19 protein-coding genes are annotated in these 18,970 nt (G+C 59.4%); 13 read left to right on the top strand and 6 right to left on the bottom strand.

Annotation, left to right across the window (positions count from 1 at the left end; all coding sequences use genetic code 11):
• Positions 1-20 precede the first annotated feature (20 nt).
• From rbfA to QPJ95_RS08920, 9 genes are all read left to right on the top strand, one after another.
• On the top strand, positions 21-413 hold the full coding sequence (gene rbfA, locus QPJ95_RS08960) for a 30S ribosome-binding factor RbfA (RefSeq protein ID WP_270917468.1): 393 nt from the start codon (positions 21-23) through the stop codon (positions 411-413).
• Entirely contained in the window at positions 410-1,150 is a 741-nt protein-coding gene (locus QPJ95_RS08955) for a phosphodiester glycosidase family protein (protein WP_270917467.1), read from the top strand. The genes rbfA and QPJ95_RS08955 overlap by 4 nt, the downstream gene beginning before the upstream one ends.
• Positions 1,143-1,427: a hypothetical protein gene (locus QPJ95_RS08950; RefSeq protein ID WP_270917466.1), complete on the top strand. Its 285-nt coding sequence runs from the start codon at positions 1,143-1,145 to the stop codon at positions 1,425-1,427. The genes QPJ95_RS08955 and QPJ95_RS08950 overlap by 8 nt, the downstream gene beginning before the upstream one ends.
• A 173-nt stretch (positions 1,428-1,600) precedes the next feature.
• Positions 1,601-2,506, top strand: a complete 906-nt coding sequence (gene truB / locus QPJ95_RS08945) for a tRNA pseudouridine(55) synthase TruB (RefSeq protein ID WP_270917465.1) — start codon at positions 1,601-1,603, stop codon at positions 2,504-2,506.
• Between the two features lie 69 nt (positions 2,507-2,575).
• Positions 2,576-3,082 carry a DUF1643 domain-containing protein gene (locus tag QPJ95_RS08940; protein WP_270917464.1) on the top strand — a complete coding sequence of 169 codons (507 nt, stop codon included), beginning with the start codon at positions 2,576-2,578 and terminating at the stop codon, positions 3,080-3,082.
• A gap of 113 nt (positions 3,083-3,195) precedes the next feature.
• On the top strand, positions 3,196-4,176 hold the full coding sequence (locus QPJ95_RS08935; protein ID WP_270917463.1) for a calcium-binding protein: 981 nt from the start codon (positions 3,196-3,198) through the stop codon (positions 4,174-4,176).
• A gap of 186 nt (positions 4,177-4,362) precedes the next feature.
• Positions 4,363-4,632 (top strand): 30S ribosomal protein S15, encoded by a 270-nt coding sequence (rpsO, locus tag QPJ95_RS08930; RefSeq protein WP_270917462.1) that lies wholly within the window; start codon positions 4,363-4,365, stop codon positions 4,630-4,632.
• 401 nt (positions 4,633-5,033) lie between these two features.
• A complete protein-coding gene (gene pnp, locus QPJ95_RS08925) occupies positions 5,034-7,157 on the top strand; it encodes a polyribonucleotide nucleotidyltransferase (RefSeq protein ID WP_270917461.1) in 2,124 nt (707 codons plus the stop codon).
• Positions 7,158-8,218: 1,061 nt separating this feature from the next.
• The gene (locus QPJ95_RS08920) at positions 8,219-8,935 is read left to right on the top strand and encodes a glycosyltransferase family 25 protein (RefSeq protein WP_270917460.1); all 717 of its coding nucleotides are present in this window, start codon (positions 8,219-8,221) and stop codon (positions 8,933-8,935) included.
• Positions 8,936-9,008: 73 nt separating this feature from the next.
• Here the strand turns inward: QPJ95_RS08920 and QPJ95_RS08915 are convergent, their stop codons facing one another.
• A complete protein-coding gene (locus tag QPJ95_RS08915; protein WP_270917459.1) occupies positions 9,009-9,659 on the bottom strand; it encodes a peroxiredoxin in 651 nt (216 codons plus the stop codon).
• Between the two features lie 275 nt (positions 9,660-9,934).
• Here QPJ95_RS08915 and QPJ95_RS08910 point away from each other — a divergent pair, with 275 nt between their 5' ends.
• On the top strand, positions 9,935-11,374 hold the full coding sequence (locus QPJ95_RS08910; RefSeq protein WP_270917458.1) for an aldehyde dehydrogenase family protein: 1,440 nt from the start codon (positions 9,935-9,937) through the stop codon (positions 11,372-11,374).
• Between the two features lie 122 nt (positions 11,375-11,496).
• Here the strand turns inward: QPJ95_RS08910 and QPJ95_RS08905 are convergent, their stop codons facing one another.
• Positions 11,497-11,934, bottom strand: coding sequence for a glyoxalase superfamily protein (locus tag QPJ95_RS08905; protein WP_313851402.1), 438 nt, complete (start codon positions 11,932-11,934; stop codon positions 11,497-11,499).
• 250 nt (positions 11,935-12,184) lie between these two features.
• Here QPJ95_RS08905 and QPJ95_RS08900 point away from each other — a divergent pair, with 250 nt between their 5' ends.
• Positions 12,185-13,030 carry an alpha-1,2-fucosyltransferase gene (locus QPJ95_RS08900; RefSeq protein WP_270917456.1) on the top strand — a complete coding sequence of 282 codons (846 nt, stop codon included), beginning with the start codon at positions 12,185-12,187 and terminating at the stop codon, positions 13,028-13,030.
• 146 nt (positions 13,031-13,176) lie between these two features.
• Here the strand turns inward: QPJ95_RS08900 and QPJ95_RS08895 are convergent, their stop codons facing one another.
• Positions 13,177-13,830, bottom strand: coding sequence for a pseudouridine synthase (locus QPJ95_RS08895; RefSeq protein ID WP_270917455.1), 654 nt, complete (start codon positions 13,828-13,830; stop codon positions 13,177-13,179).
• A gap of 107 nt (positions 13,831-13,937) precedes the next feature.
• On the opposite strand from QPJ95_RS08895, the gene QPJ95_RS08890 reads away from it, so the two are divergent.
• The gene (locus tag QPJ95_RS08890; protein WP_270917454.1) at positions 13,938-14,348 is read left to right on the top strand and encodes a nuclear transport factor 2 family protein; all 411 of its coding nucleotides are present in this window, start codon (positions 13,938-13,940) and stop codon (positions 14,346-14,348) included.
• 56 nt (positions 14,349-14,404) lie between these two features.
• Positions 14,405-15,043 (top strand): SGNH/GDSL hydrolase family protein, encoded by a 639-nt coding sequence (locus QPJ95_RS08885; protein WP_270917453.1) that lies wholly within the window; start codon positions 14,405-14,407, stop codon positions 15,041-15,043.
• On the opposite strand, the gene rarD is transcribed toward QPJ95_RS08885, so the two are convergent.
• The 3 genes from rarD to QPJ95_RS08870 form a co-directional block, all read right to left on the bottom strand.
• Positions 15,040-15,942 (bottom strand): EamA family transporter RarD, encoded by a 903-nt coding sequence (gene rarD / locus QPJ95_RS08880; protein ID WP_270917452.1) that lies wholly within the window; start codon positions 15,940-15,942, stop codon positions 15,040-15,042. The two genes, QPJ95_RS08885 and rarD, sit on opposite strands and share 4 nt — an antisense overlap.
• 18 nt (positions 15,943-15,960) lie before the next feature.
• Positions 15,961-16,392, bottom strand: coding sequence for a DUF3995 domain-containing protein (locus tag QPJ95_RS08875; protein WP_270917451.1), 432 nt, complete (start codon positions 16,390-16,392; stop codon positions 15,961-15,963).
• 68 nt (positions 16,393-16,460) lie between these two features.
• Entirely contained in the window at positions 16,461-18,911 is a 2,451-nt protein-coding gene (locus tag QPJ95_RS08870) for a GcvT family protein (RefSeq protein WP_270917450.1), read from the bottom strand.
• Positions 18,912-18,970 lie beyond the last annotated feature (59 nt).

The following is an 18,970-nucleotide window of genomic DNA, read 5'->3' as shown; positions in this document are numbered from 1 at the left end:
TTTCGGCATAAAGCGGAGCCATGGCTAAGAACAAATTCAATGATGGTGCTCCTTCTCAGCGACAGTTGCGTGTTGGCGAACTCATCCGGCGGGCTCTGTCGGAAGTGTTGGCGCGTGGTGATCTGCATGATGCCGAGCTGAACCGTCTCTCCATCACCGTCGGCGAGGTTCGCACCTCTCCCGATCTCCGTATCGCCACCTGCTATGTGCTGCCGCTGGGCGGCAAGGGCAAAGACACCGTGCTGAAACTGCTCGCCAAGAACATGGGAGAGCTGCGCCGCCTGGTGTCCAAGAAGACCGATCTGAAGCACTCGCCCGAGTTCCGCTTTCGTCTGGACGAGACCTTTGACCGGATGGACGAGACCGAACGGTTGCTCAATCAGGACGTGGTGCGCCGCGACATCGAAGAGTGATCCGGGCGCTGCTGGTACTGCTGGCAGCGCTGTCTGCCGCCCCGCTGGCGGCTCTCGACTGCACTGACATCACCTATGACGGCAATCGCTATACGATCTGCGAGGTCGATGCCGCCAGGGAACAGCTGCGGCTGTTCCTGCGCGATGATCAGGGCAAGGTCTACGGCCAGTTCGCCGCCATCGACGCCGCATTGGCGCAAGACGGCCAGAAACTGGCCTTTGCCACCAATGCCGGCATGTATCACGCCAACCGCGCCCCGGTGGGTCTGTATATCGAGGATCAGCAACAGCAGATGCGGTTGATCCCCAATGCCGGCCCCGGCAATTTTGGCCTGCTGCCAAATGGTGTGTTCTGCATGCGGCCCGGCCGGGCCGACGTTTACGAAAGCCTGACATATCGCGATGCAGGGATAAACTGCACCCATGCCACCCAATCCGGCCCGATGCTGGTGATCGACGGTGCGTTGCACCCGCGGTTTCTGGTCGATTCGACCTCCTATTACATCCGCAACGGCGTTGGCACCTCGGCAGATGGCAAGCGAGTCGTTTTCGCGATCTCGCGTAACGCCGTCACCTTTCACCAGTTCGGCCGCCTGTTCCGCGATCACCTAAACCTGCCCAGCGCGCTCTATTTCGACGGCAATATCTCGCGCCTGCACGCGCCCTCGGTCGGGCGCAGCGACAAGGGGTTCATGATGGGGCCAGTGGTGGGTGTGGTTGAGATGACCGATGACTAGAAAGCAAAATCGTAGATACATTCAGATTGGATTTCAGTGCGCAAACTTGACTGTTGCGTCATTTATACTGGCTGCATTTGGATTTGTTGAAGTCGCTGCACAAAATGGTTGGGGCTGGCTGTTCTTTTTGGTCTTTGCTGCGTCAATGGCGGGTATCGTAGTATTCCTTATACTACTTGGGCTGGGCCCTCGGTGGATTGCTTTTCTTAAGAAGCAGGACAGCCTGAGTGATGCGCAGTTTCAAGCACTTGAGATATTTCCTCAGATCGAGGGCTAGCCCGCTTTTTCATCGTCTCCAGTCACATTCCATTTGGTGCGTGCAAGCACACACCCTACGCTGGCTGAACGGTTGCCCCTCTTGTGAAAGCTAGACCTGATTTTCCGAACTGGAATTGACAGGCCTTCCCCCATAAGCTACCCCGCGCGCCTCACTGTAATTCGGGGAACGACATGGCACGCAAACGCAAAGGCCGCGATATTTCTGGTTGGTTGGTGGTGGACAAACCCGCCGGCATCACCTCGACCTCGGTCGTGAACAAGGTCCGCTGGGCGCTTGAGGCCAAGAAGGCCGGCCATGCGGGCACCCTTGATCCTGAGGCAACCGGCGTGCTGGCCGTGGCTCTGGGTGAGGCGACCAAGACGGTTCCCTATATCACCGATGCGCTCAAGGCCTATCACTTCACCGTGCGGTTGGGTCAGGCCACCAATACAGACGATACTGAGGGCGAAGTGATTGCCAGCAGCGATGCGCGCCCCACGGATGATGAAATCATCGCCGCGCTGCCGCAGTTTCTCGGTGACATCATGCAGGTGCCGCCTAAATTCTCAGCGGTGAAAATCGACGGTCAACGGGCCTATAAACTGGCCCGCGACGGCGAGGATGTGGAACTGGCGGCGCGGCCCTTGTGGGTCGAGGAACTGCTGCTGGTGGATCGCCCCGACGCCGATCACGTGACGCTGGAGATGACCTGCGGCAAGGGCGGCTATGTGCGCTCGATCGCTCGCGATCTGGGCGCCTCATTGGGCTGTCACGGCCATGTGCGCGAATTGCGCCGGGTCTGGTCGGGGCCGTTTGAGGTTGAAAACGGGCTGACCCTTGCGCGGATCGAAGAGATGGCCCGCACCCCAGAGCTGGATACCTTCATTCAGCCGCTGGAAATTGGCTTGGTGGATCTGCCCGAGCTGAAATGCACCCCCGAAGGCGCCGCCAAGCTGCGCAACGGCAACCCCGGCATGGTACTGGCCGCCACCGTGGAGTACGGCGACGAGGCCTGGGCCTCGCTAGACGGCGAAGCCGTCGCCGTTGGCGTCTACAAAGCGGGCGAGCTGCACCCCAGCCGGGTGTTTGTGCGCTAAACGGTTCTGCCCGGCGGCAGCGCCGGGCATCCACTTGCCTATCCGGCATCGGGATGGCATCCCTGCCCCATGATCACCCGCTCTCATACCAAAGGCGACGCGCCCTCAACCGCGGTCTATTCCGACTGCGAGACCTATCGCTATAGCCTGACCCGGATCTGGCACCCTGAGGGCCGCCGTGTGATGTTTGTGATGCTGAACCCCTCCACCGCGACCGAGCTGCAGAACGACCCCACCATCGAACGCTGCGAGCGCCGCGCCAGATCGCTGGGCTTTGGCGGCGTCCGTGCCACCAATATCTTTGCCTACCGTGCCACCGACCCGCGTGACATGCGCGCCGCCGCCGATCCTGCCGGGTCACACAACGACGCCGCCATCCTCGACGGGCTGGACTGGGCCGATCAGGTGATCTGCGCCTGGGGCACCAATGGCACCCACCTGAATCAGGGACGCCGTATCGAGACCCTGCTGCGCGCCCAAGGCCAGGCCTTGCATCATCTGGGGCTGAGCAAGGCAGGGCACCCCAAACACCCGCTGTACATCGCGTATAGCCAGGTCCCGCAGCTGTGGGACTAAATTGGTTTCGGCGCGCCACTGTTAACCGATGTTCCTGATTTGTTTTGAAATATCCCCGCCGGTATGAGACACTGCCCCCTGTTAATTGGTCTCCATTGTTGTGGGGTTGTTAAATGTTGTGGATGGCAAGTCTTATTGGCCTGATGGCCATGGGTGGTATGATCATTGGCGATGATGCCGACATTGAAGGCGGCGACGACAATGCGGGCGACGACGGCGCCCTAACCGGACCTATAGAGCCCGAGACCGGTACTGCATTGCCTGACCTGCTGCCTACCGGTGGCTCTCAGGGCGACGATATCCTTTCGGGCACTGCTGACAGCGACAGCCTTGCCGGAGGCGATGGCATTGACCAGATCAACGGCTATGGCGGCGACGATCTGCTGGACGGCGGCAGCGACGATGACCACCTATATGGGGGAGAGGGCGCCGACACGATCCTCGGCGGCGATGGGTCAGACCTGATGCACGGCGAGGCTGGCGATGACCAGATGATTGGTGGCAACGGCAGTGACAGCCTGTTTGGCCATTTTGGCGCCGACCTGATAATCGGCGGCGATGGCGATGACATGGCCCATGGCGGCCAGGACGGTGACACGCTGCTCGGTGGCGGTGGCAATGACGCGCTGCATGGCAACTATGGCGATGACACCCTGTTTGGCGGCGATGGGGCCGACACGCTGTTTGGCGGGGTCGGCGATGATCTTGTTTCGGGCGCTGACGACGCGGGCGAGCGTGACTATCTCAATGGCGGCGACGGCGATGACACTCTGGTGGCCGGGGCCAATGATGTGCTGACCCTGGGCGACGGTGCCGATCAGATCATCACCGGCAGCTGGATCACAGCGGGCGACTCCATCGAGATCATCGATTTCGACGCTGCCGAGGATCAGCTGGTGTTGCTCTGGGACCTACAGGATCAGCCCGACCCCGATATCCAGATTGAATCCGATCCCGATGCCCCGGACCAAAGCATCATCCGCATCAACGGCACCGAGACCCTGCGGCTCAACAGCTCAGCCGGGATCACCGCAGCGGACATTGTGGTGCTGGATCAGAACAGCAGCGCCCTGGCCGCTCATATGCCGGGTTGATCCGGCAACAAGCGGCAGCCCTGCCGGGCAAATTACCTTTGCCATTGCCGACGGAACGGCCTATATCCGCGCATCCACCATGGATTCGCGGATCTGCGCTGTCTTCGGGTGGGGACTACTCCACGGGCCTGTGCTGGACGACATCCCGGCCTGCGCCATTCACACAAACCTATATAGGAGACCCCGATGTCGATCACAGTTGAAGAAAAAAACCGCCTGATGAAAGAATTCGCAATCAAGGAAGGCGACACCGGTTCGCCAGAAGTCCAGGTTGCCATTCTGACCTCGCGCATCACCACCCTGACTGAGCACTTCAAAATCCACAAAAAAGACAACCACGGTCGTCGTGGTCTTTTGAAAATGGTTGCTCTGCGCCGCAAGCTGCTGGATTACACCAAGTCGAAAGATCTGGCCCGTTACCAGGACCTGATCAAACGTCTCGGCATCCGCCGCTAAGAATACCGATCCTTTTGGATCATCTAACGCCCGCTCATCTGAGCGGGCGTTTTTTCGTTGTGCCGGGCCTTTTGTGCCGCCGCCCGCATGCGCGCAGCTCGCCAGGTTTCAGACCTTTGCATTTGCGGCCAGTAAGTCCGAGCGGGACACCACAACCCTAAGACGCATCACCGCGCCCTATGCGCAGCCGAGATATAGTCTGAAAAACCGGCAATTCTCCTCCTGCAGATGGTGTTATTGCATTGAACCTTTCTTTTTGCGCCAAAAACATATACGGCGAAGCAATCTGGAATGGGGCATCCGAGACCCGCGCCCCAGATACGAAGGATAGGGTCGCGAGCATGGGCTCGCATTTTTCCGGCCAAAGGGGATACGCCCCGGCGGCCTACGTAGGAAACGTGATGTTTAACGTAACTAAGAAATCGATCCAGTGGGGCGAAGACACGCTGACACTGGAAACCGGCAAAGTAGCCCGTCAGGCTGACGGCTCGGTGATCGCCACTCTGGGCGAGACCTCAGTCATGGCCAACGTGACTTTTGCCCGCAAGCAAAAACCCGGCCAGGACTTCTTCCCCCTGACCGTGCATTACCAAGAAAAATACTATGCCGCCGGTAAAGTACCGGGTGGCTTCTTCAAGCGTGAGGCCCGCCCCACCGAGAAGGAAACACTGACTGCACGTCTGATCGACCGTCCGATCCGTCCGCTGTTTGTCCCTGGCTTCAAAAACGAAGTTCTGGTGATGTGCACCGTGCTGTCCCACGATCTGGTCAACGACCCTGATATGGTTGCAATGATCGCTGCTTCGGCTGCTCTGACCATTTCCGGTGCTCCGTTCATGGGCCCGATCGCCAACTGTCGCGTTGGCTTTGAAGATGGCGAATATGTTCTCAACCCAACTGTTGACGACATGCAGGACCTGCGCCTGAACCCAGAACAGCGTCTGGATCTGGTTGTGGCCGGCACCAAAGACGCCGTGATGATGGTTGAATCCGAAGCTTACGAGCTGTCCGAAGCTGAAATGCTGGGCGCCGTCAACTTTGCCCATGAGCAGATCCAGCCGGTTCTGGACCTGATCATCTCGCTGGCCGAAGACTGCGCCAAAGAGCCGTTCGACTTTGCCGCTCCGGATTACTCGGATCTGTCCGCAGCCGTTAAGGCCGCTGGCGACACCGAAATGCGCGCCGCCTTTGCGATCAGCGACAAGCAAGAGCGGACCTCAGCTGTTTCGGCTGCCCGCGACACCATCAAGGCTGCCCTGAGCCCTGAGCAACTGGACGACGCGAACCTTGGTTCCGCTCTGAAAAAGCTCGAAGCTGGCATCCTGCGTGGCGACGTTGTCAAAACCGGCATCCGTATCGACGGTCGTAAAACCGACGAGATCCGCCCAATCGTTTCGGAAACCGGCCTGCTGCCGCGGACCCACGGTTCGGCACTGTTCACCCGTGGCGAAACTCAGGGTCTGGTTGTCACCACTCTGGGTACCGGAGACGACGAGCAGTTCATCGACGCGCTGCACGGCAACTTCAAATCCAACTTCCTGCTGCACTATAACTTCCCTCCCTATTCGGTTGGTGAAGTGGGTCGCGTCAGTGGTCCTGGCCGTCGTGAAATCGGTCACGGTAAACTGGCATGGCGTGCGCTTCAGGCGGTTCTGCCTGCTTCGACTGATTTCCCCTACACCATCCGTCTGGTGTCCGAGATCACCGAATCAAACGGTTCAAGCTCGATGGCTTCTGTCTGCGGCGGCTCGCTGTCGATGATGGACGCTGGTGTGCCTCTGAAAGCTGCCGTTGCCGGCGTTGCAATGGGTCTGATCCTGGAAGAAGACGGATCTTATGCGATCCTGTCCGACATCCTGGGTGACGAAGATCACCTCGGCGACATGGACTTCAAAGTGGCCGGTACCGCAAAAGGTATCACCTCGCTGCAGATGGACATCAAGATTGCCGGCATCACACCGGAAATCATGGAAAAAGCCCTGGAGCAGGCCAAAGTTGGCCGTGTTCACATCCTGGGCGAGATGGCCAACGCACTGACCGAAGCCTCTGACTTCTCGGTTCACGCGCCGCGCATCGAAACCATGCAGGTTCCAACCGATAAGATCCGTGAAGTGATCGGCTCGGGTGGTAAAGTGATCCGCGAAATCGTTGAAGTGTCCGGCGCCAAAGTCGACATCAACGACGACGGCATCATCAAGATCGCTTCGCCAAACGCGGAATCGATCAAAAAGGCCTATGACATGATCTATTCGATCGTGGCTGAGCCTGAAGAAGGTGCCATCTACACCGGTAAAGTTGTCAAAATCGTCGATTTCGGCGCTTTCGTGAACTTCTTCGGCAAGCGCGACGGCCTGGTGCATGTGTCCCAGATCGAAAACCGCCGCCTGAACCACCCTTCGGACGTTCTGAAGGAAGGCCAGGAAGTGAAAGTCAAACTGCTGGGCTTTGACGATCGCGGCAAGGTTCGCCTGTCGATGAAGATCGTTGACCAGACAACTGGCGAAGAGATCAAGGGCGAAGAGTAAGCCGATACGGCTTAACTCTCTTGTGAAATAACCAAGGCCCTGCTGGCAACGGCGGGGCCTTTTTTGTATTATGCAGCTAAGATCGTCCGGGCCATTCTGCTCAAACCCGCGACCTCATGTTCAAGCATCAATTCTCCGTTTTTTGGGATTTGCTTGTCAGAGTACCGACGGCCCTTCGCGAGATCTAAAACACAAAATCGGCAATTACCGAACTGAGTATTCTGGAACATCTTGTTGAGGACAAAACAGCCCAACCCCGCAACCGATTGTGTTGAGGGTGTCATTGACGAAGCATAGACCAAATGAAGAAATGCCTCATTCTTTTCAGTGGTGATGAAACTGGGTTTGGACTTAAGCAAAAAATCATGGTCACCAAGGTACCAAACTCCCTCCAAATCAGCATTTTCCCACTCTCTGCTGTTGGGCTTAGACCACTTTGAGAAAACGTTTAGTGCAGCGACATTGTGCGAAAGCTCGCTCTTGTTTTTCAGGTCAGCGATATACCCTGGGTCCGCCTCAAAATCTTTGGCGGCAATTTTGTGGGAAATTGTTTTCTTCAGTGACCAATATCGATCTTACTTACCAGGCTGCAGTAACGACTCCATTGTCGGCCATTGTTTTTGTGGCTGCAACTGACTCAATCTCAGAAATATTGTTAATCCTACTTCCATTATCCCTCACGCCTCTTTTTGACATCCAACTCTTGCTCACGTCACTCAATCAATAAGGGCGTCGGAAAAGTGTTTAGCTCCTTAGGCGCGTTAAGATTTCCATAAACCCTAGCCCAACCCCCCCCGAACCAAGCCAAGCCCCTCCCCCTGCGGAGGGGCGCCCCCTGCTCTGGCAATCGCCAGTATCTCGGCCGACAAAATTGAGGTTGAAGTCTTGCTGAATGGCGTGGACAATGAGCGGGTCGTTGTTATGACCACCAGCATGCTGACCCGTTACGCCCCGACCCGCCTCCTTGCTGCGCCACGATGTTGTCGGGCTAGTTTTCTGACTGGACCTGCTGTAGGTCCCCACTGCGCCACATCTGCACCGCAACAGAGTTCGCTGTCCTCATGAGAATCAAACCCTTCATCATCCACCTTGCCCGCGCCACCCAGCGGCATGCGCAGGTGCAAAAGCTGCGAACCCGCTTGGGGCCGGACAGTGAAATCATCGCTGCGGTAGATGGCTCCACCCTGTCCAGGGCGGATCTGGCAGCAGCCTATCAACCGGTGCCACAGGCGCCTCGCTATCCTTTTGCATTGCGCCCCGGTGAGGTCGGTTGTTTTCTGAGCCATCGCAGGGTCTGGACCGCTCTTTTAGAAAGTGATGCGGATGCGGCGCTGGTGGTGGAAGACGATGTTGAGTTGAGTATGGATTTCGAAGCGGCACTTAGCCTGGCCCAGCGGAACCTGGACGCGCTTGGATATATCCAGCTACAAACTCGTGATTACCTTGGCTCCGAGATCGACCGCCAGGACGGCTACGCACTGATCCGGCCACAGCTCACACCGCTTCGCACATCGGCTCAACTGGTCAGTCGCGCGGCGGCAAAATCACTGCTCGATATCTCGGCGCCCTTTGACCGGCCCGTCGATAGCTTTCTTCAAATGCACTGGCACACCGGAATACACCTTGCCGTGATTTCCCCCGCTTGCGTGATCGACCGCACAGCCGAGACCGGCGGCAGCACAATTGGGACCTCAAAACCACTGCTGGAAAAACTACAGCGCGAATGGAAGCGTGCGCGCTATCGGGCAAGGATCAAGAGACTCTCTTCATCTGGCTAAAAATATCCTCGGGGGTGAATGTGCCAAAGCCACCGGCTTTGGCACAGAGGGGGCAGACAGCCCCCTTTTTCTGTTACTGCGGCGCTTTGGTCTTGCGCAGATAAGGAAAAATCGTCTCGAACTCACCAAATTTCGCCTTGGCATCCTCATTCGACACCGTCGGCGGAATGATCACATCCTCACCCGGCAGCCAGTTGGCCGGTGTGGCGACGCCCTTTCCCGACATCTGCAAGCCGTCCAGCGCCCGCAGGATTTCGGCAAAATTGCGACCCACCGTCATCGGATAGGTCATCGACAGCTTCAGCTGTTTGTCTGGCCCGATGATGAACACCGACCGCACGGTGGCGCTATGCGCTGCGGTGCGGCCATCCGGCATATAGGCCTCGGCGGGCAGCATATCAAACGCCTTGGAGACCTCCAGACCGGCATCGGCAATAATCGGGAATCCTGCGGCGGCACCGCCATAGCTCTCGATGTCGACCTTCCATTTCTTGTGGTCCTCGACCCCGTCCACCGACACCCCGATCACCTTGGTGTTGCGGGCGGCCCACTCATCCGCCAGCTGTGCCACCGCCGAAAACTCGGTGGTGCAGACCGGGGTGAAATCTTTCGGGTGGGAAAACAGGATGGCCCAGCTGTCGCCGATCCAATCGTGAAAAGTGACGCTTCCCTGATCGGTTTCAGCGGTGAAATTTGGTACCACATCGTTGATGCGCAGGCCCATGGTGATCTCCTCCAATGTTCAAGTTCAGATCGTATACACGACCATGTAAGACTATTTCCCAGCGTTACACCCTCTCAGCCGTAGCACCAGTGCAAAAACAATTCCTCTGTTGGGCTATACAAAATGGGCTCCCCTTCCTCAGCCGCTCCTGGTGCCCCTGACATTTGATCAAACTTCTGGATATGGTCCCTTGCCGAGACCCCGGCGCAGTGACAAAGTGGCGCCAATTCCCCGACCGGTTGGTCGGGAACACAGTCTGTCTTGGGAGAATCGACATGATCGAGAAACGTGATTTTTACATCAATGGCCGTTGGGTCGCCCCGTCGGCAGCCAATGACTTTGCGGTGATCGACCCCTCAACCGAGGAGGCCTGCGCGGTGATCTCACTGGGCAGCGAGGCCGATACCAACGCCGCCGTCGCCGCCGCCAAGGCAGCGCTGCCAGGATGGATGGCAACCCCGCCGGCCGAGCGTATCGCCATGGTCGAAAAGCTGGTCGAGGCCTACAAGGCCCGTGGCGAGGATCTGGCTCAGGCGATGTCATCTGAGATGGGGGCCCCAATTGACATGGCCCGCAGCCAGCAGGTTGGCGCCGGCGTTGGCCACCTGAAGAACTTCATCCGGGCCGCCAAGGCGTTCCAGTTCGAAAAACCGCTGGGCGACCACGCGCCCAATGACATAATCATCCACGAAGCCGTCGGCGTTGCGGCGCTGATCACCCCGTGGAACTGGCCGATGAACCAGATCACCCTCAAGGTTGGCGCGGCAGCGATTTCCGGCTGCACCATGGTTCTGAAACCCTCCGAGCAAAGCCCGCTGAACGCGATGATCTTTGCCGAAATGATGGACGAGGCAGGTTTTCCGCCCGGCGTCTTCAACCTGGTCAACGGCGACGGTGTGGGCGTCGGCTCAACCCTGTCGGCGCATCCGGATGTGGACATGGTGTCCTTTACCGGCTCAACCCGCGCCGGCACCGCGATTTCCAAATCTGCGGCCGACACCCTGAAAAAGGTTCACCTGGAACTGGGCGGCAAGGGCGCCAACGTGATTTTTGACGATGCCGATGAAAAGGCTGTCAAACGCGGCGTGCTGCATATGATGAACAACACCGGCCAGAGCTGCAATGCGCCGAGCCGGATGCTGGTGCAGCGCGGCATCTATGATCAGGCGGTCGCCACCGCTGCCGAGGTCGCTGGCAAGATCACTGTGGGCCCAGCCTCGCAAGAGGGCCGCCACATCGGCCCGGTGGTCAATGAATTGCAGTGGGGAAAGATCCAAGGCCTGATCCAGGCAGGCATCGACGAAGGCGCCAAGCTGGTTGCCGGTGGCACCGGGCGTCCCGATGGGCTGAACAAGGGCTTTTATGTCAAACCCACCATTTTTGCCGATGTAACCAACCAGATGGTTGTGGCGCGTGAGGAAATCTTTGGCCCGGTTCTGGCGATGATCCCCTTCGACACCGAGGAGGAAGCCATCGAGATCGCCAATGACACGCCTTATGGCCTGACCAACTACGTCCAGACCCAGGACATGGGTCGCGCCAACCGCATGGCCCGCCAGTTGCGCTCGGGCATGGTAGAGATGAACGGTCAGCCCCGCTCTGCCGGGGCGCCTTTTGGCGGCATGAAGCAATCCGGCAATGGCCGCGAAGGCGGCAGCTGGGGCATCGAGGATTTCCTTGAGGTCAAAGCCGTCGGCGGCTGGACTGCGGAATAACGCGCGCGCCTCTGCTACAAACCGGTGTGCTCCCGCGCCCGGCAGGGATGCACTTGGTGCACCCCTAGCGGGCTTCAGGCGGGAGCCTGCCGGTTGCCCGCTGAAGATAATTCCGCTCTGTTTCAGACCGATATCAGCTCGACACTCAACTGCGGCACCCCGTCCGAGGTTTTGCTGACCGAGCAGCCATCCCAGCCAATGGTGCCGCTGACCCGTTGGCGAAAGTTTGAAAAACTGTCGAATTTAACCACATCAACCGGTACATCAAAATGCAGGGTAATGCGGCGTTGCTCGCCATCCCCCAGCACCGTCAGACTGCGTATGGTGGCGGCAAATCGCTGCCCCAGATAGCACCCCTGCACCCGCTCTCCGATCCGCAGATGCAGTTTGTTGCCCGCCTGGGCACTCAGTGTGTTCCAGTCCCGCAGACCATGTTGCTGCGCCAATAGCTCAAGCGATTTGCTGTGACTGATCTCATGGCCGCTAAAGCGCAGCCTGTCGCGCAAGCGTTTCGCCTGCGCCTTCAGCTCCGAAACCGGAGCCAGAATAGGGGTCTTCATCATCTTTGCCTCGTCCAATATCAACGGGCGCGTTATTTCTGACGGGGCTCGCATTGCCATCTGGCGCGCCATGATTGTGGGCGGAAGATGTAGATCAAGCAGGTTTCACCATAGCCAAAGGGCCGCGAGCGGCAGGGACCTGAACCTGCGGCCTAGATAGGCAGGCGCGGCCCCCTGGTCAATCCCCGACTGGCTTTGATCACCAGGACCACATATGAAGGCGCCAGCCGAATGATCAAAGGACCGCGCCGTGATCACTGCCCGCCTGCATGGCCGACTGGGAAACCAGATGTTTCAATATGCCGCCGCAGCCGGGTTGGCGGCGCGCCATAACGTGCCGGTGGCGCTGGATACGCGCGGCGCCGAGCGGCGCGGCGAAGGCGTTCCCACCCGGGTTTTTGATCTGGATCTGGCGCCGCCAACGGCGCTGCCGCCACTGAAACAGCAGGCACAGCTGCGCTATGCGCTGTGGCGGGCCTTGGGCACTGCGCCGCGGTTCCGGCGTGAAAAGGGCCTGGGCTACAACGCCGCGATCGAGGGCTGGGGCGATGGCAGTTATCTGCATGGCTATTGGCAATCCGAGCGCTATTTTGCCCATATCGAGGCGCAGATTCGCAGCGCCTTTACCTTCCCGGCGTTTTCCAATGCGCAGAACGCCGAGATGGCCGATCAGATTGCCGCCGACACCGCGATCTCGCTGCATGTCCGGCGTGGCGATTACCTGACCCTCGGCGCCCATGTGCTCTGTGATCATGCCTATTACCAGGCCGCCTTGACACGGCTGCTGGACGGGTTGCCGGGCGCTCCTACGGTCTATGTGTTCTCAGACGATCCACAATGGGCCAAGGACAACCTGCCGTTGCCCTGCGCCAAGGTGGTGGTGGATTTCAACGGGCCCGACACTGATTTCGAAGACATGCGACTGATGAGCCTGTGCCAGCATAACATTATCGGCAACAGCTCGTTTTCATGGTGGGCGGCCTGGCTGAACCAATCCCCGAACAAGCGGGTCGCAGGGCCTGCAAAATGGTTCGGAGATCCAAAGCTGAGCAACCCCGATATCCTGCCGCCAGACTGGTTGAAGATCAGCACCTGAGCGGGGCTGCAGATTAATTCAACGTTAGGTTGTTTCGCGCGCGAAACGTATTATGTTAAATGCCCCGCATTCCATGCGCAACGCACGGCCTGCGCCTGCCCCAGCCGCAAGCGGCCCCGGCGGGAACTCCACGAGATATTCTCAGATCAAAAATCAGGCTTGGCGCGGAACTTGATGGATTGGCTGGTCTCGGGGTGCTTGACCCGCAGTTCCTGCGAATGCAGCATCATCCGGTCATGCTCTCTCGCATCGCCGGTGGCATAGAGCGGATCGCCCAGGATCGGATGACCCAGCGCCAACATATGCAACCGCAGCTGATGGGTCCGGCCGGTCTTGGGGGTCAGCCGCACCCGGGTTTCATCGGCGCCGTATTTGACCACATTCCAATCGGTGAGTGAGGCCTTGCCGGTATGGTGACAGACCATCTGCCGCGGCCGGTTGGGCCAGTCCACGATCAGTGGCAGATCCACGGTGCCGGTGCGCGGCTCCAGCCGGCCGGTGATGCGGGCGACATAGACCTTGCGAGTGCTGCGCTGTTCAAACTGCATCGACAGATTGCGCTGCGCATGCGGGGTCAGGGCAAACAGGATCACCCCTGAGGTGTCGCGATCCAGCCGATGCACCAGCAGCGCCTCGGGGAATGCGATCTGCACCCGGGTCAGCAGACAATCGGCCAGATGCGCGCCCCGGCCCGGCACCGAAAGCAATCCGGCGGGTTTGTTCACCGCCACGATCTGGGCGTCGGAATGCAGGTACTCTAACGGGTCCTGCGGTGGGGTATATTCGCTTGATACTGCCATAGGCGCCTGCCTAGCGCCTGCAGGCTGCGGGGGCAAGTTCCCGCAACGTCGGGCTTGCCCCTCTTCTGCACATCGCCGCAGGATTGGAAGAACCAAAGGAGAGACCAATGCATCCAACACTCAGCGCCATGATGGAGGTCGTGGCCTCAGGCGACGACAGCAAAATCGCCGGCTTACTGGCCGAGGACGTGAAGTTTCTGCCACCCACCTACTGGAAAACCTGGACCGGGCGAGAGCCGGTGGCGGCGGTGCTGGGTCATGTGGGCAAAGTGTTCAGCGATTTCAGCTATCGCCGGGTGATGGGCGATGGCAACGATTGGGCACTGGAATTTCAATGCAAAATCGGTACACTCGACGCTGTTGGGGTGGATCTGATCACCCTGAACAACGACGGATTGATCCAAGTGTTCGAGGTGACCATGCGCCCTTACAAATCAGTCGGCGCCCTGCGCGAGGCGGTGAATGCGCGGGTGATGACCGATGCACGATTTCTGAAATACCGCGAGGCGCTCAGCTGATTGCCCTGGACCAGATCCTGCGTATCCCGCTGCTGCCGTTATTGATCACTCAGGCTATGCAAGTCCGTCGCAAGGCCCTGCTACTGCCCGAGCCCGAGGGCGAGCGCACCGGGGCCAACGGCAGCGGCCCTGCGCTACGCCTGTTGATCACCGGTGACAGCTCTGCCGCTGGGGTGGGTGCAGATACCCAATCCGAGGCGCTGAGCGGGCAATTGGTGCAGCAGCTGTCGAGGCGCCGTGCGGTGACCTGGCGGCTGGAGGCAGCAACGGGTCATACCACCCGCGACGCCATATCCCGGTTGCGGCCTCTGCAGGGGCAAACCTTTGACTGCGCCGTCATTGCCCTGGGTGTCAATGATGTCACCCGCGCCACCAGCGTGTCGCGTTTTCTGGCAAGCCAGTCAGAGCTGTGGACGCTGCTGAAACAGCAGTTCGGCGTGCGCCACATTCTGTCATCCGGTGTGCCCCCGATACAGCACTTTCCGCTGCTACCGCAGCCTCTGGCCTGGGTTCTGGGGCGTCATGCGGCCCGGCTGGATGCGGGACTGGGGGAACTGGCCGACGGGCATGGCAACGTCACCCATATTCCATTGACCCTGCCCCAGGATCCAGCACTGGCTGCCCCGGACGGGTTTCACCCCAACCCGGCAGCCTACGCATTATGGGCCGAGAACCTGGCGCGACATATCCCCTAGGCAGGCTTGCGCCGCAGCTGTTTCACCAGCGGCACCGAATAGATCACCAAAGCCGCCCAGATCATCGGAAAGGCAATCATCCGGGCGCCGCCGAATTCCTCGCCAAAGGCAAACACCGCGATCAGGAAGATCATCGTGGGGGCGATGTATTGCAGGATGCCAATGGTCGACAGCCGCAACAGTTTGGCGCCATTGGCATAGGTGATCAGTGGCACCGCGGTGACGAGGCCACAGCCCAGCAGCAGCGCGGTGTCCAGCCCTGCGCCGCCCATATGTCCGCTGCCGGTTACCGACAGATAGATCACATAGCCCAGCGCCACCGGCAACAGGATCAGCACTTCCAGCATAAATCCCTGATTGGGGCCGACCGGTAGTGATTTCTTGAAAAAGGCGTAAAAGCCCCATGACAGGGTCAATCCAACGGCCACCAGCGGCAATCCTCCGGCGGCAACCGTCAATAGCACAACCGCAGCAGCGGCCAGCGCAATCGCCACCATCTGCACCGCACTGGGCCGCTCGCCCAGCAGCAGCGCCCCCAGCAAGACGCTGAACAGCGGGTTGATATAATAGCCCAGCGCCGCATCCAGCGCATGGCCATTGGCAATCGCCCAGACATAGATCCCCCAGTTGACGGTGATCAGCGCCGCCGTGACAGCGGCCATCAGCAGCGTCTTGGGACTGCGCAGCGCCGCCATAAGATCATCGGTGCGGCGCAGCACAATCAGCAATAGCCCCGCCACCGGCACCGCCCAGATCACCCGATGCGCCACCACCTCCGCCGCCGGGAAATGCGACAGCGCCTTCATATAGAGCGGCATCAACCCCCACATCACATAGGCGGACAAGGCAAAACCCAAGCCGCGCGGGCTATCGGTATTGTTGGGGTTGGGGGATGTCATCAGGCGCGCCTCCCGGCATCAGGTCAAGGCAACATCAAGCAGCAGCGCCGCAATCAAAATGCACAGCGGGCCGTATCGGGTCTGGTCAAACCGGGCAAAGGGCTGCTCGGGCACCATCGCGCGCCACTGCGGGACATAGGCAACAAGCCCCCGGAACGAGAACACAAGGATCATCGCAACCAGCAGAATTCGGTACATCTGAAACAGCAAAAAACCCTGCATTAGACCCGCATAGGCCATCACAACATGGGCGGCGCCGGTCAGCACCAAGGCAACCATCAGACTGGCCAGTCGCGGCGGCATCTTTTTAATGCCTTTGCTGCCCACAACCGTTTTGGCCAGAGTTGCTTCATCCGCTGCCGGCCAATGGCTGCCCATGGCCCAAAGCAGATGCAGCAGGGCAATAGCCAGCAACAGGATGACCACAAGAATTGCGCTGAAGGGCATCATTAGGAGGACTTTCTGTTCGAACCGGCTGCCGCATGGCTCTCACCAAACGGCAGCATGTTCAACAGAAATCAGAGCTTCACGCGCTCGGACTTGGGGTCATACATCGGCTTCAGCGAGGCCTCGGCCTTGACCCGGGTGCCCATCACGTCGATTTCATAACTCGAGGCCAGCACATCAGCGGCGCTTTCGCCCTCGCAGGGCACATAGCCCATGCCAATGGCAGCCCCCAGCGTGTGACCGTAGTTGCCCGAGCTGATGTAACCGACAATCTCGCCATCCCGCAGCAACGGTTCGTTGTGATACAGCAGCGGTTCCGGATCAGTCAGCTTGAACTGCACCATGCGGTTCTTGGGGCCGGTTTCCTTGCGCTCCAGCACCGCATCCCGTCCGATGAAATCGGGCTTGTCGGTCTTCACCGCGAAACCCAGTCCGGCATCAATCACATGGTCCTCGCAGGTGATGTCATGGCCAAAGTGGCGAAAGCCCTTTTCGATCCGGCAACTGTCCATCATATGCATGCCGCACAGTTTCAGCCCCATGTCCTGCCCTGCCTCGGACAGGGTTTCAAAGACATGTCCCGCCATATCCGAGCTGACATAGACCTCCCAGCCAAGCTCACCCACGTAAGTCACCCGGTGTACCCGGGCGAGGCCCATGCCCAGCTCGATCTCCTGCGCGGTGCCAAAGGGGTTCACCGCATTGGAGAAATCATTGGGCGAGACCTTTTGCAGCAACTCACGCGAACGCGGACCCATCACCGCCAGAACGCCCTCGCCTGCAGTTACATCGGTCAAAACCACCCGGTAATCCCCCTGATTGCGCATCATCCAGGTTTGATCTGCCAGCCGGGTGGTTGAGGGAGTCACCACCAGATAGGCGGTCTCGCTCATCCGGGTGACGGTGACATCGGCCTCGATGCCGCCGCGCGCATTCAGGAACTGAGTATAGACGATCTTGCCCAGCGGCACCGAAAGACTGGCCCCACAGACATAGTTCAGAAAGGCCTCGGCATCAGGGCCCTCAACGCGGATCTTGCCGAACGAGGACATGTCATACATGCCGACGTTTTCACGCACCGCACGGTGTTCGGCGGCTGAATTTTCAAACCAGTTCTGGCGTTTCCAGCTATACTGATACTCACGCTTCTGACCTTCATTGGCAAACCAGTTGGCGCGCTCCCAGCCAGCAGTTTCACCCATCACCGCGCCGCGGTCCAGTAGCTGTTGATGGAACGGTGAGCGACGCACGCCACGCGCAGTGGCCTTCTGGCGGAACGGGAAGTGATCGGCATAGAGCAGCCCCAGCGTTTCCTTGGAGCGCTCATACAGGTAGTGCTGATTGCCCTGAAACGGATGCATACGGGACACGTCCACATCGCCCAGATCAAACGGCTTCTCGCCCGCATCCATCCATTGCGCCAGCGCCATGCCGGCGCCGCCAGCTGACTGGATACCGATCGAGTTAAAGCCCGCCGCCACCCAGACATTGTCCATCTCAGGCGCCTGACCCAAGTGATAGGCATCATCCGGGGTGAAGCTCTCGGGGCCATTAAAGAAGGTGTGAATACCGGCCTCGGCCAGCATCGGCATCCGGTTGCAGGCGGCCTCGAGTATAGGCTCGAAATGGTCGAAGTCTTCCGGCAGCTGGTCAAATTCAAAGCGCTCGGAAATGCCCTCCATGCCCCAGGGCTTGGCATTGGGCTCAAAAGCCCCCAGCAGGATCTTGCCGGCATCTTCCTTGTAATAGGCGCATTCATCCGGCACCCGCAGCACTGGCATCTGGGTCAGACCGGGGATCGCCTCGGTGACGATGTAGAAATGCTCGCAGGCATGCAGCGGCACATTGGTGCCCGCCATTTTGCCGACCTCGCGGCCCCACATGCCGGCACAGTTCACCACCATATCAGCCTCGATATGACCCTGCTGCGCACCGTCATCACTGACCCAGTCTACCCCGGTCACCCGGCGGCCCTGGCGGGTCATGCCGGTCACCTTGATGCGTTCCTTGATCAGCGCCCCATTTTGGCGCGCCCCCTTGGCCAGCGCCAGGGCGATATTGGCCGGATCAGCCTGGCCATCCGTAGGCAACCATATCCCACCAGTTACCCCATCAAGGTTCAGATGATCATAACGCTGTTTGACCTCCGCCGGTGACAGCTCCTCGGCGGGCACCCCAAAGGCGCGGGCCATGGCAGCACTGCGATACAGCTCTTCGCGCCGCTCCTCGGTCAAGGCCACCGAGATGGAGCCAACCTGGCGCATGCCGGTGGCAACACCCGTCTCCGCTTCCAGCCCGTTATACAGCTCAGCGGAATAGCGGGCCAGCTTGGTCATGTTGGAACTGGCACGCAGCTGACCGATCAGCCCGGCCGCATGCCAGGTGGTGCCGCTGGTCAGCTGTTTGCGCTCCAGCAGCACCACATCCTGCCAGCCCAGTTTGGCCAGATGGTAGGCCACCGAACAGCCGATGACGCCACCGCCGATAATGACCACACGGGCCTTGTTGGGAAGATCGCTCATGACATTGCTCCAGACTAAATAGTTCGGGATTAACCTGCCATGTCACCACAAATGAAAAT

Origin of the sequence: Parasedimentitalea psychrophila (genome assembly GCF_030285785.1) — a bacterium.
Classification (GTDB): domain Bacteria; phylum Pseudomonadota; class Alphaproteobacteria; order Rhodobacterales; family Rhodobacteraceae; genus Parasedimentitalea; species Parasedimentitalea psychrophila.
The sequence above is the reverse complement of the archived record's forward strand: the minus strand, read 5'-3'. Positions and strand labels throughout refer to the sequence as shown.

Excerpts from the sequence above, each read along its gene's own strand:
- QPJ95_RS08870 (WP_270917450.1), bottom strand. The coding sequence starts at position 18,911 with ATGAGCGATCTTCCCAACAAGGCCCGTGTGGTCATTATCGGCGGTGGC.
- QPJ95_RS08895 (WP_270917455.1), bottom strand. The coding sequence starts at position 13,830 with ATGGCAGTATCAAGCGAATATACCCCACCGCAGGACCCGTTAGAGTAC.
- QPJ95_RS08875 (WP_270917451.1), bottom strand. The coding sequence starts at position 16,392 with ATGATGCCCTTCAGCGCAATTCTTGTGGTCATCCTGTTGCTGGCTATT.
- QPJ95_RS08940 (WP_270917464.1), top strand. The coding sequence starts at position 2,576 with ATGATCACCCGCTCTCATACCAAAGGCGACGCGCCCTCAACCGCGGTC.
- rarD (WP_270917452.1), bottom strand. The coding sequence starts at position 15,942 with ATGACATCCCCCAACCCCAACAATACCGATAGCCCGCGCGGCTTGGGT.
- truB (WP_270917465.1), top strand. The coding sequence starts at position 1,601 with ATGGCACGCAAACGCAAAGGCCGCGATATTTCTGGTTGGTTGGTGGTG.
- QPJ95_RS08935 (WP_270917463.1), top strand. The coding sequence starts at position 3,196 with ATGTTGTGGATGGCAAGTCTTATTGGCCTGATGGCCATGGGTGGTATG.
- rbfA (WP_270917468.1), top strand. The coding sequence starts at position 21 with ATGGCTAAGAACAAATTCAATGATGGTGCTCCTTCTCAGCGACAGTTG.
- QPJ95_RS08885 (WP_270917453.1), top strand. The coding sequence starts at position 14,405 with ATGCAAGTCCGTCGCAAGGCCCTGCTACTGCCCGAGCCCGAGGGCGAG.
- QPJ95_RS08915 (WP_270917459.1), bottom strand. The coding sequence starts at position 9,659 with ATGGGCCTGCGCATCAACGATGTGGTACCAAATTTCACCGCTGAAACC.
- pnp (WP_270917461.1), top strand. The coding sequence starts at position 5,034 with ATGTTTAACGTAACTAAGAAATCGATCCAGTGGGGCGAAGACACGCTG.
- QPJ95_RS08950 (WP_270917466.1), top strand. The coding sequence starts at position 1,143 with ATGACTAGAAAGCAAAATCGTAGATACATTCAGATTGGATTTCAGTGC.
- QPJ95_RS08905 (WP_313851402.1), bottom strand. The coding sequence starts at position 11,934 with ATGAAGACCCCTATTCTGGCTCCGGTTTCGGAGCTGAAGGCGCAGGCG.
- QPJ95_RS08920 (WP_270917460.1), top strand. The coding sequence starts at position 8,219 with ATGAGAATCAAACCCTTCATCATCCACCTTGCCCGCGCCACCCAGCGG.
- rpsO (WP_270917462.1), top strand. The coding sequence starts at position 4,363 with ATGTCGATCACAGTTGAAGAAAAAAACCGCCTGATGAAAGAATTCGCA.
- QPJ95_RS08910 (WP_270917458.1), top strand. The coding sequence starts at position 9,935 with ATGATCGAGAAACGTGATTTTTACATCAATGGCCGTTGGGTCGCCCCG.
- QPJ95_RS08890 (WP_270917454.1), top strand. The coding sequence starts at position 13,938 with ATGCATCCAACACTCAGCGCCATGATGGAGGTCGTGGCCTCAGGCGAC.